The following is a 14,250-nucleotide window of genomic DNA, read 5'->3' on the forward strand; positions in this document are numbered from 1 at the left end:
GATGACCACGCCGCACACCAGGGGCTACCTGGAGGACGACGCCCCCGCCCCGCCCACCCTCCGCCTCCAACTGGGCGCCCTGCAAACCCTGTGCCGCCAGACCTTCGCCGTCCGCCTGGCCGCCCTGCTCGTCGGCACGCCCTTCGCTCTCGCCCACACCACCACCGGCGCCCCCCGCTACGCGGCCCTCGCCGCCGGGGTCCTCGGCAGCACCGCCTCGTACGCCATGCTCCGCGACTGGCACCGCTTCGGCCCCCGGGTCCTCGCCCACCCGAGCCTCATGGCCCTGGACCTCCTCTTCGTGGCCACCCTCCTCCTCACCGCCTCCCCGGCCTCCCCCCTGGCCTACGCCACCGTGTGCACCCCCCTGCTCTCCGGCCTCCTCTACGGCCGGCGCGGCACCGGCGTCTTCACCGGGCTGCAACTGATCGTCCTCGTCACCGTCTTCCGCGCCTGGTCCCACCACCCCGGCGCCGGCGCCAACACCGCGCTCCTCGCCGGCTTCTGCGTCGCCGCCGGCATCATCGGCGTGACCCTGCGCAACCTGGTGTTCCGCTTCGGCGCGGCCGGCCAGGCCCTGGCCGAGGTCAACGCCCGCCTCGCCGTCGCGGAGGCGGTCGCCTCCGAACGCGTCCGCCTGGCCCGCGAGATGCACGACTCGGTGGCGAAGACCCTGCACGGCCTGGCCTTCACGGCAGAGGCCCTGGCGACGTCGGCGGACCGGGCCGACCCGGGAACCCTGAAACACCAGGCAGCCCTGGTGGCCGCCGCCGCCCGCCGGGCCGCCACGGAATCCCGCCACGTCCTGACGGACCTGCGCGCCCGCACGGACACGCACGCACCGACGGACCTGGCAGCGGAACTGAGGTCGTACGCGACGGACTTCACGACCCGCACCTCCCTCCGCACCACCCTGGACCTCACCGCACACCCGCCTCTCCCCCCGTCCGCGATCCACCACCTCCTGGCCCTCACCTCCGAGGCCCTGGAGAACGTCCGCCGCCACGCCCACGCCACCCACGTACACCTGACCCTGGGGACATCCGCACCCGGCGGCCTCCTCCTCCGCATCGAGGACGACGGCACCGGCATCCCGCACCCGGAGCGCTCCCTGTCCGACCTGACGCATTCCGGCCACTTCGGCCTGCTGGGCATGGCGGAACGCGCCCAGGCGCTGGGCGGCGAACTCGACCTCACCCGCCTGCCCCAGGGCGGCACGAGAGTCGAGCTCCGCGCCCCCGCGCCCTTCGCCCCACAGAAGGAGGCCGCACATGCCTGACCAGGCACGACCCCTACGGGTACTGGTGGCCGACGACAACCCGGTCGTCCGGGCGGGCCTGACCGCACTGCTCGACGCACACCCCGGCATCGAGGTCGTCGCGGCGGCCCCCGACGGCGCCCAAGCCCTGACCCTCGCCGCCCGTCACCGCCCGGACGTCGTCCTCCTGGACGCCCGCATGCCGGGCACCGACGGCCTCACGGCCCTGCCGGAGCTGGCCCGGCTGGCCCCGGTCCTGATGGTCACGTACAGCACGGAACCCGAGGTCATGCGGGAGGCCGCCCGTCGGGGCGCGAGCGGCTACCTGGTCCACGGCGGGTTCACGACCCCGGAACTGATCGACGCGGTGAGGACGGCGGGGGCGACGGGCCGGGGTTCCGGCCCCCCTGTCCGGTCTTCACCCCCGCCCCCTCCCGAACCGAGCGATTTCCCTTCGCAGCTGCAACCGCCCGTGGCACAGTCGTCGAAGGCACGCTTCGCCCGGGCGACCGCTTCCGGCCGCCGCCCGCCCGACCACCGGGACTTCGGGCTGAGCTCACGGGAGGTGGAGGTCATGGATCTCATCGCGTCCGGCATGAACAACCGCCAGATCGCCGCCGCCTGCTTCATCAGCGAGAAGACGGTGAAGAACCACATCAACCGCATCTTCGCGAAACTGCACAGCGCCTCCCGCAGCGAAGCGATCGCCCACTGGCTCGGCACGGCCCACCAGGGATGGCCGGCATGACCCCACGCCCCTACGGAAGTTGGGCCCCCGGACCCACTCAAAGTAGACGCCTTCTCACGTACGGTGTCGACGTCGGCTGTGCCACGGTACGGGAGGGCAGGGGTGATGAGCCGCTTCACCAGCTGGAGGAAGACGGTTGTCTCCCGCATGCGGGGGGCAGGGCGGGACGCGGGGGCGGGGTTCGTGGAGTATGCGGGCCTGATGATCATCATTGCGGGGATTTTCACGCTGATCGACAGCCTGGGCCTGGATGGTCTCATCTCGACCGCGATCTTGAACGCCGTCCAGGACGTCATCGGCGGCTGACGGCTGCGGCGCGGAGCGACCGAGGGCAGATCCTTCCGCTCTACATCTGGTTGACGGCGATTTTGCTCCTCGCAGCTCTCGTCTTCTTCGTCTTCGCCCAGGCGGCGTCCGCACGTAACGGAGCCCAGTCCGCCGCGGACGCCGCCGCGCTGGCAGCCGCGCAGGACGCCCGTGACGAGCTGATGCACCGGCTGGGAGCCGACATAGGCACGGACGAGGGCTGGCTCGACTGGCTGGACGGCGATCTGCCGAACGACGCGGGGGCCGGCGCCGCCGCACAGGAACTGGCGGCCCAGAACGACTCGACCGTCCAGGGCGGAGCCCAGCCGGTCATGCGCGACGGCTACCCCGGCTTCGAGGTGGCCGTACAGACGAACTACACCGTGGGCGACTCGATCATCCCCGGCACCGAGGGACAGCACGCCCGCGCCCACGCCGTGGCGGTCATCCAGCCGCGGTGCGACTTCGCTCTCGACGCCGACCCCAAGAAACCCGTGGAACTGGACTGCGACGGCCAGACGGTGAACATCGATCCCACCGATTTCGAACCGGACGACCTCCCGGACGCGTCCGTGCTGTTCTCCGTACATCTGGCCGAGTGAAAGGAACGCGTACCGATGACGTACCGGCACACCAGGAAGGGCCGCAGGGCGCTGAGCGCGGTGGCGATCACGGCTGGGCTGCTCCTCACGGTGGCCGGCTGCGGTGGGGGAGGGGACAGCGACTCCGACAAGGGAGCGACATCGTCGTCGGTTCCGGCCAAGAGCAAGGAAAGCGGAGGCGGTGGTGAGGAGACGCAGGAGTCCTCGGACTCGGTCCTCGCCGAAGTGAAGGGCGAAAACGGGATCACCCTTGCGGTCACGTCCGCGAAACGTGACGACGGCGGGTTCGTGACCGTCGAGGGTACGGTCACCAACAACACGGACAACACATGGATCGCGGCAAGTTGGCGAGGAGACGAGCGAGAGCTGGCCAAGAACGGGGCATCCATCGCAGGCGCCACCTTGATCGATCCACAGGGCAAGAAGAAGTACCTCATCCTGCGGGACACCTCGGGGCGTTGCTTGTGCACGCAGTTCACCGGCGGCGTACGGCAGGGAGAGACCTCGACCTGGTTTGCCCAATTCCCCGCCCCACCCGAGGACACCACGAAGGTCGACTTCCAGGTGGGCTCCATGCCCCCCGCCTCCATCGAGATCTCCGAGGGGTGACCCGTGGCCACCGTCCTGAGCGGTACGACAGTCGCCCTCCTCACCGCACTGGCCCTCTCCGCACCGACGCCCGCCCTCGCGGACGGCGGTGATCCGAGCCGGCCGCCCGGTACCGTCACCACCTCCCCGCCCCCCACGGTCGACCCGAACAGCCCGGGCCTCAAGCTCGCCGACGGAGCCACGCTGGCCGCCGCCAAGGTGCTGGACATCAAGTCCGTCGTGGAGGACCTCGGCGGCGAGGAGCGACGCGAGGACACCAACGAGAACGTCACCTTCGCGCTCCAGGCGGAGGTGCTGTTCCCCAAGGACAGCCCGAAGCTGAACCCCGAGGCCCGCTCCCGGATCGACGCGATCGCCACCGAGATCAAGAAGCAGAACGCGCAGGCCGTCCGCGTCTTCGGTTTCACCGACAACCTCGGCTCGTACGCCCACGGCCTGGTCCTCTCCAAACGCCGCGCGGAGGCCGTCCACGACGAACTGGCCTCCCACCTCGACGGCGACGTCACCTTCGAGGTACGCGGCTACAGCGAGGACTACCCGATCGCCGACAACACGTCCGAACAGGGCCGCCGCAAGAACCGCCGAGTGGAGGTGTCCTTCCCCCGCAGCGACTCGACGTCGGACGACCCCGGCACGGTGTCGTAGCCGGGGAAGAAAACCAGTCGCCCACCCCCACTTCCCACTGACACCATCACCCTCCATGAACGACGCCCCCACCTTCGAGGAACTGATCGCCGAGGGCGACGCCGTGCCCGTCGACGGGTGGGACTTCTCCTGGTTCGAAGGGCGGGCCACCGAGGCGCGGCCCGCCTGGGGGTACGCGCGGGGGATGGCCCGGCGCCTCGCTCGGGCGACCGCCGCCCTCGACGTCCAGACCGGTGGCGGCGAAGTGCTGAACTCCGCCCCGGCACTGCCCATCCTCACCGTCGCCACCGAGGGGTGGCCGCCCAACGTGGCCAAGGCCACCGCACTCCTCCGCCCCCGTGGCGTCGCGGTGGTGTCGTCCCCGGAAGACGCACCACTGCCCTTCGCCAACGACGCCTTCGACCTCGTCACGAGCAGGCATCCAGTAGCCACCCACTGGGACGAGCTCGCCCGCGTACTGCGCCCCGGCGGCACGTACTACTCCCAGCAGGTCGGACAGGAGAGCGTCTTCGAACTGGCGGAACACTTCCTCGGCCCCCTCCCCGACCAGGCCCGCCGCGCACGCGACCCCGAACAGGCCCGCGCCGCCGCCCACGCGGCCGGACTCGACGTCGTCGACCTCCGTACCGCACGCCTGCACATGGAGTTCCACGACATCGCCGCCGTCGTCCACTTCCTCCGCAAGGTCGTCTGGATCGTGCCCGGCTTCACCACGGCCGACCACCTTCCCCGCCTCCGCACCCTGCACGACCGCATCACCGCGGAGGGCCCGTTCGTGGCCCACAGCAGCCGCTTCCTGATCGAGGCCCACAAGCCGAACATCTGAACGGACGTCGCACGGCGGGAGAGCCGCCCGCGGACGGGAGGGGCCGGGTCGGTGCATCGCATGCCCGTTGCGTACGTCCGGCCTGGAAGACCTCGCCCTGCCCGGATACGGCCATGTCAGGCGGCAACGGGCGGATGCACCGGCCCGGCCCCGCCCCACCACGAGGGCCGACGCGCCCCGACCCGGACCTCATCCCGCCTCACCGTTGTCCACATCGTTACCGCCCCACGCTCGCCCCCACCGCACCCCGTCCCGTAAGTTCGGACCAAGGTAATTCGCGCCAGCAAAGCGACTGCTGCGCGGGCGGGTGGGTCCCGCGCAGTGGAGGGGGCTGCGCGGCACCCACCGCGAACCCCCGCTCACCACACCGCGAACCCCCGCTCACCCACCCCGCACCACCACGATCGTCACCCCGGGCCGCACCCCCCACCCCGCCAACGCCCCGGCCTCCGCCTCCAACACATGCCGCACCCACGGCCGCGGCAACCCCACCCGCCCCGGCCGCATCGTCCGCACCGCACGCACCCGCATCCCGCGGTCCAGGTACGCCACATCCACGGCGAACCGCATCCCCACCGTGTGCACCGCGCTCGCCGGACTCAGCAGCAGCGCGCCCTCGACCCCGTCCCGCCCGAGCAGTCCCCGCTGGCGCTCCCGCCGCGACGCGGCGATCTCGAGCGGCACCCGACAGGAATCGGCACCAGTAACCACCACGAACGACGCCGCACCCGACCCCGAACCCATCCCCGCACCGGAACCCGAACCCATCCCCGCAACGTAGCGCGGGCCGCAGGCGGCAGAGCCGCCGGCGGCCCGGCATCACGGAAAAGAGAACGGGCCGGTCCGTGGGGGGGAAACGGACCGGCCCGAGGGGGGGAGTTCCACCATAACCCTTCGTGAGGGGTGCTGCGTGCATCAGCGCCAAAAAACTACTCTCCGCAGTCGCCCAACCGCGACGCGCTGACCACGAAGACACTCGTTCAGTCGGCCCGAATGGCCGAATCGCGTTGGATTCGAAGGCGTGCCGACCCCTCAGTAGACACGTTCACAGGTTTTACGTACGCATGTCGGAGGGTGGGTGTCGAGTCACCGGCGTGTTCCGACGTACCCCGGGCGGGTGAACGCACGGAGGATCCCTCCCGGCTTCCCCCTCCGCCACACCACCCCCACGCGCCGCCCACTCACCCCCACCCCGCTTCCCCTGGGCCGGGCCCACCCGGCCCACAGCGGTAGGCTTCGCCCCCCGGGACCGCCATTCGGACGGCCGGCGCCGCCACGGCTGCCCGCAGACGGCTGCCCGCAGCCACGGCTGCGCCCAGCGCCGCCACGGCCGCACGGAGAAGGCCGCCACGGCCGCACGGATCCCGATCCACACGGAGGGGCTGACAATCTCGTGAACCTGCGCGACAACCTGCGCCGCCTGCTGGTCAGGGTCTACGCACGCAGGGTGGAGGGCCACCTCGACCACGCCCAGGTGCCCAAGCACATCGGCGTGATCATGGACGGCAACCGGCGCTGGGCGAAGGCGGCCGGCTCCACCACCGCACAGGGCCACCGCGCGGGCGCCGACAAGATCGAGGAGTTCCTCGGCTGGTGCAGCGAGACGGATGTCGAGGTCGTCACGCTCTGGCTGTTCTCCACGGACAACTTCGACCGCCCGCAGGAAGAACTCGTCCCGCTCTTCGGGATCATCGAGGACGTCGCCCGCTCCCTCGCCGCCGACGGCCGCTGGCGCGTGCACCACGTCGGCGCCCTCGACCTGCTTCCGTCGGGAATGCAGACCGTGCTGAAGGAGGCCGAGGAGGCCACCGCGCAGGTCAAGGGGATAGTGGTCAACGTCGCCATCGGCTACGGCGGCCGCCAGGAGATCGCCGACGCCGTCCGGTCCATGCTGCACGACGCCCAGGACAAGGGCACGACGATGGAGGAGCTCGCCGAGTCCGTCGACATCGACATGATCGGCCGGCACCTCTACACCAGCGACCAGCCCGACCCCGACCTGGTCATCCGCACCAGCGGCGAGCAGCGGCTGTCCGGCTTCATGCTCTGGCAGACCGCCCACTCGGAGTACTACTTCTGCGACGTGTTCTGGCCCGCCTTCCGCAAGGTCGACTTCCTCCGCGCCCTGCGCGACTACGCGGCCCGCCACCGCCGCTACGGCGGCTGACGCCCCCGCCGTCTCCCCAGGCCCACCCCCCCCCGGGAGTACCGAACCCGCTGACCGCACCTCAAGGCCCCGGCCTCAAAGCCCCGCCTCAAGGGGCCCCGGCCTCAAGGCCTCCTGAGCCCCACGTCACCAGGAGTTCACCGGCCCGCCCCCGCAACCCATGGCATGGCCGCGCGCCGAAGAGGGAATAAGCCAAACAGGTCGACACCCGAACCACGGGTGTCGGATCTCAGCGGACGGCACGGGGCCGTCCGCCCGGGAGGCCCTTTGCACCAGCCCGACCGTGCGGTCACAGCACGGACGCAGACGCGGAGGGCCGGTCGCCGGTCCTCGCGATGCGTGCATCGCGGCCGTCGACCGGTCCAGCTCCTCTCCGTCGCTCCCCGACCTCTTCCGAGGGGGTACGTCCTTCCGTGGTGACCAGCACACAGCGCCGCAAGTCCGACCGGCGCACCTACGTTCTCGACACCAGCGTCCTGCTGGCCGACCCGAACGCCCTGACCCGCTTCGAGGAGCACGAGGTAGTGCTCCCCATCGTGGTGGTCACGGAGCTGGAGGCCAAGCGGCACCATCCCGAGCTCGGCTACTTCGCCCGGCAGGCCCTGCGCCTGCTGGACGACTACCGGGTGCGGTACGGACGCCTCGACGCCCCCATCCCGATCGGGGAACTGGGCGGCACGATCAGGGTCGAGCTCAACCACTCGGACCCCAGCGTGCTGCCCAGCGGCTACCGCCTGGGGGACAACGACTCCCGCATCCTCGCGGTCGCCCGCAATTTGCAGGCCGAGGGGTTCGACGTCACCGTCGTGTCGAAGGACCTCCCGCTGCGGATCAAGGCGTCCTCGGTGGGCCTGCTCGCCGAGGAGTACCGCGCGGAGCTGGCCATCACGGACGCCTCCGGCTGGACGGGGATGTCCGAACTGACCCTGCCGGGCGAACAGGTGGACGTCCTCTTCGAGGAAGGCCATGTCTACGTCCCGGAGGCGGCCGACCTGCCCGTGCACACGGGGCTGACGATCCAGTCGGAGCGCGGCAGGGCGCTCGGCCGGGTCACCGCCGAGGGCAACGTCCGGCTGGTGCGCGGGGACCGGGAGGCGTTCGGCATCAAGGGCCGCAGCGCCGAGCAGCGCGTCGCCCTCGATCTGCTGCTCGACCCGGACGTCGGGATCGTGTCGATGGGCGGCCGGGCCGGCACCGGCAAGTCGGCGCTGGCGCTGTGCGCCGGTCTGGAGGCGGTGCTGGAGCGCCGTCAGCACCAGAAGGTGATGGTCTTCCGGCCGCTGTACGCGGTGGGCGGGCAGGAGCTCGGCTATCTGCCGGGCAGCGAGGCCGAGAAGATGAGCCCCTGGGCGCAGGCGGTCTTCGACACCCTGTCGGCCGTGACGTCCCGCGAGGTCATCGAGGAGGTCACCGCCCGCGGGATGCTGGAGGTGCTGCCGCTGACGCACATCCGCGGCCGCTCGCTGCACGACGCGTTCGTGATCGTCGACGAGGCCCAGTCCCTGGAGCGGAACGTCCTGCTGACGGTGCTGTCCCGGATCGGCGCCAACTCGCGGGTGGTCCTCACCCACGACGTGGCGCAGCGGGACAACCTGCGGGTGGGCCGTTACGACGGCGTGGTGGCGGTCGTGGAGAAGCTGAAGGGGCACCCGCTCTTCGCCCATGTGACGCTGAACCGGTCCGAACGCTCGCAGATCGCCGCACTGGTGACCGAAATGCTGGAAGACGGACACATCTAACGGCCGGTCGCGATTCGCCACGACACGTCGCGATCCGCCACGACACGTCGTGGCTCGCCACAACACACCGCAGAAAACCCAACTCAACGCATATGAACGGCAGTTGGCGCCGTCCGGCAGCAAGGCGAAAGAGCCTAGCCGGGCGGCGCCCCGTTGTGTGCGGTTTCCTGTGATTCCCTTGGGGCCGGCCGGGTGTGAGCTTTCACACGCAACTCCGAATTGATTCCCGGTGTCGGGTTACGGCAGAGTCTCGGTTCTGTCAGGCCCCGCATACGACACAGCCGTACCCCCAGCGGTTCGGCGCATCAGAGTCAGTACCAACTCCATAGAGCCGTCGTATGCCGCCCGAGCACCACATGGCACTCCCGTCGCGGGAGTTCCCACCGGGCCCGTGCCTCCCGTGACCCCGCAGTTGGGAGGCCAGCGTCAAGGGGCACGATCGCGTCCGCCAGGGTCACCGAAGCGGGCGATGCTGGAAGGAAACCGTGTGAGCCGGATCTCGGTCCGGGGATTCGCAGTGGCCTCGGCCACCGCGGTCACCGCCGTCGGTAGCGTCGTCGGCGTTGCCTCGGGCAGCGTTGCCCAGAACAACGACGCCGAGGCGACCGCAGCCGACGCGACGCTTCTGTCGGACATCCCCGTGGGCACCCAGGCCCAGGTGCAGACCGCGTCCCTCGCGCAGCAGGCCGACGCCCAGGCCATCGCCGCGGACACCAGCGCCCGGAAGGACGCCGAGGCGGCCGCGCGCAAGGCGGCCGCCAAGTCCGCGGTCGCCAAGAAGGCGGCGGCCGACAAGGCGGCGAAGGACGCCAAGGCGCGGGCGCAGGCGAAGAAGGACGCGGCCAGCCGCAGCGCCACCCGCGACGCCTCCACCTTCGCCGTCCAGAGCTCGTACACGGTCGCGCAGGTCCAGGCGATCGCCCGGCAGATCGTGCCGAGCGGCCAGTTCCAGTGCTTCAGCAACATCGTGAACCACGAGTCCACCTGGAACTACCAGGCCACCAACCCGTCCTCGGGCGCGTACGGCCTCGTCCAGGCCCTGCCCGCGGGCAAGATGGCCTCCGCCGGTGCCGACTGGCGCACCAACCCGGCCACCCAGATCAAGTGGGGCCTGAACTACATGAACCAGCGCTACGGCAGCCCGTGCGACGCCTGGTCGTACTGGCAGGCGAACGGGAACTACTGACCCGTACCGCCGCGTCCGCCGGCGCCCTGCTCAACCCCGCGCAGCCCCTCCCCGTCCTAGGGGGAGGGGCTGTTGCCCTGTAGCGTCTGATCCGACAGCTTCGGGGGGAGTGGTGGGGAAGAGCGGGGGAAGAGGACGGATCATGTCACGAGTGCCTGAGTGGCTCGGGCGGGCCGGGGCCCGGCTGACCGAGCTGGGCGAACGGCTCGACGCGCGCCGCGCCGAGGTCGAACGCGAACAGGGCGCGCCGGGCGCGCCGTCCGATCCGCGGCGCCGACCGGGCCGCCCGCCCGGCCCCGCCACCGACGCGACGTCCGCTGACGCGGCGTCCGACGGGGCCGAGAACACGCCCGCCGGTACGGGCGGTGACGCCCGCCGGCCGGCCGACGGACCCGCCGGGGCGGGTGCTTCCCCGCCGGCGTCCTCGGCTTCCGATCCCTCCAAGCCTTCCAAGCCTTCCGATCCTTCCCACCCTTCTGATCCTTCCGACGCCGTACCGGTGAACACACCGGACGGGCCGGACGGGCCGGGTCCGTCCGACACCCGGTGGGACGCCGAGGCGGAGGCCGGGGATCCGGCGCCCGGCACGGCCGCGGACGGAGGCCCCGCCGAGGGTGCGGCCGTCGGCTCCACCGCGCTCGCCCCCGTCGTCGTACGTCCGCGGCGGCCCGACCCGGCGCAGGCCGTGCCGTGGGGCGTGCGGGTCGCCGCCGAGGCCGGCTGGCGGCTGCTCGTGCTGGCCGGCACGGTGTGGGTGCTGATGCGGGTCATCAGCGCCGTACAGCTCGTCGTGCTGGCCTTCGTGGCCGCGCTGCTCGTCACGGCCATACTTCAGCCCACGGTGGCCCGGCTGAGACGGCACGGGGTACCGCGCGGGCTGGCGACGGCGCTCACCGCGATCCTCGGCTTCGTCGTCATGGGGCTCATCGGATGGTTCGTCACCTGGCAGGTGATGGAGAACATCGACAACCTCTCCGACCAGGTCCAGGACGGCATCGACGATCTGCGCCGGTGGCTGCTGCACAGTCCGTTCCATGTGACGGACAAGCAGATCAACGCGATCGCGAAGAACCTGCGGGAGGCGATCGGCGCCAACACCGACCAGATCACGTCGGCGGGTCTGGAGGGGGTCACCGTCATCGTGGAGGCCCTCACCGGCATCCTGCTGACCGTCTTCTCCACCCTGTTCCTGCTCTACGACGGCCGGCGCATCTGGGAGTGGACGCTCAAGCTGGTCCCGGCGGCGGCGCGGCCGGGGGTCGCGGGCGCGGGGCCGCAGGCGTGGCGCACGCTGACGGCGTATGTGCGCGGGACGGTGATCGTGGCGCTGATCGACGCCATCTTCATCGGGCTCGGAATCTACTTCCTCGACGTGCCGATGGCCGTGCCGCTGGCCGTGTTCATCTTCCTGTTCGCGTTCATCCCGCTGGTGGGCGCGGTGGTGTCGGGGGCGCTGGCGGTGGTGGTGGCGCTGGTGACGCAGGGTGTGTTCGCGGCGGTGATGACGCTGGCGGTGGTGCTGTTGGTGCAGCAGATCGAGGGCCACATCCTGCAACCGTTCATTCTGGGGCGGGCGGTGCGGGTGCATCCGCTGGCGGTGGTGCTGTCGGTGGCCGCGGGCGGGATGGTGGCCGGGATCGGGGGTGCGGTGGTGGCGGTGCCGCTGGTCGCGGTGACCAACACGGTGGTGGGGTACCTCCGGGCGTACAGCGAGGGCGAGGCCCCCGACGACCCCGCCCCGAAGCCGTCGGCCGACCAGTAGTCCTCTCGCCCCCGCCGCCCCTACCCTTCCCCAAGCTCTCGGCTTCGCTCGAGCAGGGGGGACCCTCACCGTCCCCGGGGGCTCCGCCCCCGGACCCCCAAAAGACGCGCGGTTCCCCGCGCCCCTGTCAGGGGCGCGGGGAACCGCGCGTCTGCCGAACCGTCGCGCGGGTTACCGCGCCAGTACCGCCTCCGCGTCCAGCGTCACGCCGACCGCCTCCACGACCGCCGCGATCTTGAACGCCTCCTGGATCACCTCGCGTTCGACCCCCGCCTTGCGGAGCACCTGCTCGTGCGAGTCCAGGCACATCCCGCAGCCGTTGATCGCCGACACCGCGAACGACCACAGCTCGAAGTCGACCTTGTCGACCCCGGGGTTGCCGATGACGTTCATCCGCAGCCCGGCCCGCAGGGTGCCGTACTCGTGGTCGGACAGCAGATGCCGCGTCCGGTAGAACACGTTGTTCATCGCCATCACCGCCGCCGCGGACTTCGCCGCGGTGTACGCCTCCGGCGACAGGTTCGCCTTCGCCTCCGGCTCCAGCTCGCGCAGCACGATCGGGGACCGCGAGGCGATCGCGGTCGCCAGCACCGTGCCCCACAGCTGCTGCACCGGCAGGTCGGAGTTGCCGATCACCGAACCGAGGTTCAGCTTCAGGTCCTTGGCGTAGTCCGGTATGGCGGACTTCAGCGCGTCGAGGGACACGGGGTCACTCACCCGCCAGCAGCGCGACCGGGTCGAGCGTCTCGTCGCCCTGCTTCCAGTTGCACGGGCACAGCTCGTCGGTCTGCAACGCGTCGAGGACCCGCAGGACCTCCTTGGGGTTACGGCCCACGGACCCGGCGGTCACCATCGTGAACTGGATCTCGTTGTTCTGGTCCACGACGAACACCGCGCGCTGCGCGAAGCCGTCCTCGCCCTCGATGCCGAGCGCGCGCATCAGCTCGTGCTTGGAGTCGGCCATCATCGGGAACGGCAGGTCGGTCAGGTCCGGGTGGTCCTTGCGCCAGGCGTGGTGGACGAACTCGGAGTCGCCGGAGAAGCCGAGGATCTGCGCGTCACGGTCGGCGAACTCGTCGTTCAGCTTGCCGAACGCGGCGATCTCGGTCGGGCACACGAAGGTGAAGTCCTTGGGCCAAGCGAAGACGATCTTCCACTTGCCCTCGTAGGTCTTGTGGTTGATCTGCTCGAACTCCTTGCCCTTCTCCAGGGAGACACAGGCGGTCAGTTCGAACTCGGGGAACTTGTCACCGACAGTGAGCACACGCTCTCCTTGCACGTAAGAAACGCCCCGTTCATCCGGCGCTTCTCATGGGTTGGACGCTGATGATCGTGGCACACGGTGCATTGATTCGGGAAATAGCTACACTCGGTCGTGTTGATCGGTGTCGTCTATCAGTGACCAAGGGTGAGAAGCGTGGCCATGGCAGGGATCGCGGGCGTGGCCGGAGCGAAGGCCCGCGGGCGCCGGCAGCCGAGCCTGTCCCAACTCCGCGCGTTCGCCGCCGTCGCGGAGCATCTGCACTTCCGGGACGCCGCCGCCGCGATCGGCATGAGCCAGCCGGCGCTCTCCGGTGCCGTCTCCGCCCTGGAGGAGATCCTCGGCGTGACGCTCGTCGAGCGTACGACGCGCAAGGTGCTGCTCTCGCCCGCCGGTGAGCGGCTGGCCGTACGGGCCAAGGCGGTGCTGGCGGAGGTCGGCGCGCTCCTGGAGGAGGCCGAGGCGGTGCGGGCGCCGTTCACCGGGGCGCTGCGGCTGGGCGTCATCCCGACGGTCGCGCCCTATCTGCTGCCCACGGTCCTCGGCCTCGTCCACGAGCGCTACCCCGACCTCGACCTCCAGGTGCACGAGGAGCAGACCGCCGGCCTGCTCGACGGCCTGGCCACCGGCCGCCTCGACCTGCTGCTGCTCGCGGTGCCCCTCGGCGTCCCCGGAGTCACCGAACTCCCGCTCTACGACGAGGACTTCGTGCTCGTCACCCCGCTGGGCCACTCGCTCGGCGGCCGCGAGGGCATACCCCGCGCGGCGCTGCGCGAGCTCAACCTGCTGCTCCTGGACGAGGGGCACTGTCTGCGCGACCAGGCGCTCGACATCTGCCGGGAGGCGGGGCGCGCGGACGCCCCGGTCACGACGACGGCCGCGGGGCTCGCGACGCTCGTCCAGCTCGTCGCCGGGGGGCTGGGCGTCACGCTGCTGCCGCGCACGGCGCTCACGGTGGAGACCAGCCGCAACGGCAGCCTTCTCACGGGGTACTTCGCCGAGCCGGCGCCGACGCGGCGGGTGGCGTTGGCGATGCGGGCGGGGGCGGCGCGGGCCGCGGAGTACACGGAGCTGGCCGCAGCGCTTCGGGAAGCGCTGCGGCCGTTGCCGGTGCGGGTGGTGGGCGGCTGAACACCGGCCG

15 protein-coding genes are annotated in these 14,250 nt (G+C 71.1%); 12 read left to right on the forward strand and 3 right to left on the reverse strand.

From position 1 onward, the window contains the following. The first annotated feature begins 1 nt into the window (after nt 1). The 7 genes from IO29_RS03875 (at nt 2) to IO29_RS03905 (ending at nt 4,994) form a co-directional block, all read left to right on the forward strand. Entirely contained in the window at nt 2–1,279 is a 1,278-nt protein-coding gene (locus tag IO29_RS03875) for a sensor histidine kinase (protein WP_030993903.1), read from the forward strand. Then, nucleotides 1,272–2,006: a response regulator transcription factor gene (locus IO29_RS03880; protein WP_030378848.1), complete on the forward strand. Its 735-nt coding sequence runs from the start codon at nt 1,272–1,274 to the stop codon at nt 2,004–2,006. The genes IO29_RS03875 and IO29_RS03880 overlap by 8 nt, the downstream gene beginning before the upstream one ends. 105 nt (nt 2,007–2,111) lie before the next feature. Beyond that, entirely contained in the window at nt 2,112–2,312 is a 201-nt protein-coding gene (locus IO29_RS03885; RefSeq protein ID WP_030378847.1) for a hypothetical protein, read from the forward strand. 29 nt (nt 2,313–2,341) lie between these two features. Then, a complete protein-coding gene (locus tag IO29_RS03890) occupies nt 2,342–2,914 on the forward strand; it encodes a pilus assembly protein TadG-related protein (protein WP_078618189.1) in 573 nt (190 codons plus the stop codon). A 15-nt stretch (nt 2,915–2,929) separates the two neighbouring features. Beyond that, complete coding sequence (locus IO29_RS03895) at nt 2,930–3,523, forward strand: hypothetical protein (protein ID WP_030378845.1); 594 nt, start codon at nt 2,930–2,932, stop codon at nt 3,521–3,523. A 48-nt stretch (nt 3,524–3,571) separates the two neighbouring features. Further along, complete coding sequence (locus tag IO29_RS03900) at nt 3,572–4,168, forward strand: OmpA family protein (RefSeq protein ID WP_420705369.1); 597 nt, start codon at nt 3,572–3,574, stop codon at nt 4,166–4,168. Between the two features lie 55 nt (nt 4,169–4,223). Next, on the forward strand, nt 4,224–4,994 hold the full coding sequence (locus IO29_RS03905; RefSeq protein WP_030378843.1) for a class I SAM-dependent methyltransferase: 771 nt from the start codon (nt 4,224–4,226) through the stop codon (nt 4,992–4,994). 381 nt (nt 4,995–5,375) lie between these two features. Here the strand turns inward: IO29_RS03905 and IO29_RS03910 are convergent, their stop codons facing one another. Further along, nucleotides 5,376–5,738, reverse strand: a complete 363-nt coding sequence (locus tag IO29_RS03910) for a DUF192 domain-containing protein (RefSeq protein ID WP_030378842.1) — start codon at nt 5,736–5,738, stop codon at nt 5,376–5,378. Between the two features lie 649 nt (nt 5,739–6,387). Here IO29_RS03910 and IO29_RS03915 point away from each other — a divergent pair. The 4 genes from IO29_RS03915 to IO29_RS03930 all read left to right on the forward strand — a co-directional run bounded on the left by IO29_RS03915 (nt 6,388) and on the right by IO29_RS03930 (nt 11,848). Continuing rightward, entirely contained in the window at nt 6,388–7,161 is a 774-nt protein-coding gene (locus IO29_RS03915; RefSeq protein ID WP_030378841.1) for an isoprenyl transferase, read from the forward strand. A gap of 413 nt (nt 7,162–7,574) precedes the next feature. Then, a complete protein-coding gene (locus tag IO29_RS03920; protein ID WP_030378840.1) occupies nt 7,575–8,900 on the forward strand; it encodes an RNA 5'-3' helicase PhoH2 in 1,326 nt (441 codons plus the stop codon). Nucleotides 8,901–9,387: 487 nt separating this feature from the next. Further along, complete coding sequence (locus IO29_RS03925) at nt 9,388–10,086, forward strand: aggregation-promoting factor C-terminal-like domain-containing protein (protein WP_030378839.1); 699 nt, start codon at nt 9,388–9,390, stop codon at nt 10,084–10,086. A 142-nt stretch (nt 10,087–10,228) separates the two neighbouring features. Next, on the forward strand, nt 10,229–11,848 hold the full coding sequence (locus IO29_RS03930; protein ID WP_030378838.1) for an AI-2E family transporter: 1,620 nt from the start codon (nt 10,229–10,231) through the stop codon (nt 11,846–11,848). Between the two features lie 171 nt (nt 11,849–12,019). Here the strand turns inward: IO29_RS03930 and IO29_RS03935 are convergent, their stop codons facing one another. After that, nucleotides 12,020–12,553, reverse strand: coding sequence for an alkyl hydroperoxide reductase (locus IO29_RS03935; protein WP_030378837.1), 534 nt, complete (start codon nt 12,551–12,553; stop codon nt 12,020–12,022). A gap of 4 nt (nt 12,554–12,557) precedes the next feature. Then, nucleotides 12,558–13,112: a peroxiredoxin gene (locus IO29_RS03940; RefSeq protein ID WP_030378836.1), complete on the reverse strand. Its 555-nt coding sequence runs from the start codon at nt 13,110–13,112 to the stop codon at nt 12,558–12,560. Nucleotides 13,113–13,271: 159 nt separating this feature from the next. Here IO29_RS03940 and IO29_RS03945 point away from each other — a divergent pair, with 159 nt between their 5' ends. Then, nucleotides 13,272–14,240, forward strand: a complete 969-nt coding sequence (locus IO29_RS03945) for a LysR substrate-binding domain-containing protein (RefSeq protein WP_051707588.1) — start codon at nt 13,272–13,274, stop codon at nt 14,238–14,240. The last annotated feature ends 10 nt before the right edge of the window (nt 14,241–14,250 follow it).

Source organism: Streptomyces sp. NRRL F-6676 (assembly GCF_000725625.1).
Lineage (GTDB): Bacteria > Actinomycetota > Actinomycetes > Streptomycetales > Streptomycetaceae > Streptomyces.

Excerpts from the sequence above, each read along its gene's own strand:
- IO29_RS03885 (WP_030378847.1), top strand. The coding sequence starts at position 2,112 with ATGAGCCGCTTCACCAGCTGGAGGAAGACGGTTGTCTCCCGCATGCGG.
- IO29_RS03945 (WP_051707588.1), top strand. The coding sequence starts at position 13,272 with ATGGCAGGGATCGCGGGCGTGGCCGGAGCGAAGGCCCGCGGGCGCCGG.
- IO29_RS03930 (WP_030378838.1), top strand. The coding sequence starts at position 10,229 with ATGTCACGAGTGCCTGAGTGGCTCGGGCGGGCCGGGGCCCGGCTGACC.
- IO29_RS03880 (WP_030378848.1), top strand. The coding sequence starts at position 1,272 with ATGCCTGACCAGGCACGACCCCTACGGGTACTGGTGGCCGACGACAAC.
- IO29_RS03905 (WP_030378843.1), top strand. The coding sequence starts at position 4,224 with ATGAACGACGCCCCCACCTTCGAGGAACTGATCGCCGAGGGCGACGCC.
- IO29_RS03895 (WP_030378845.1), top strand. The coding sequence starts at position 2,930 with ATGACGTACCGGCACACCAGGAAGGGCCGCAGGGCGCTGAGCGCGGTG.
- IO29_RS03910 (WP_030378842.1), bottom strand. The coding sequence starts at position 5,738 with ATGGGTTCGGGGTCGGGTGCGGCGTCGTTCGTGGTGGTTACTGGTGCC.
- IO29_RS03875 (WP_030993903.1), top strand. The coding sequence starts at position 2 with ATGACCACGCCGCACACCAGGGGCTACCTGGAGGACGACGCCCCCGCC.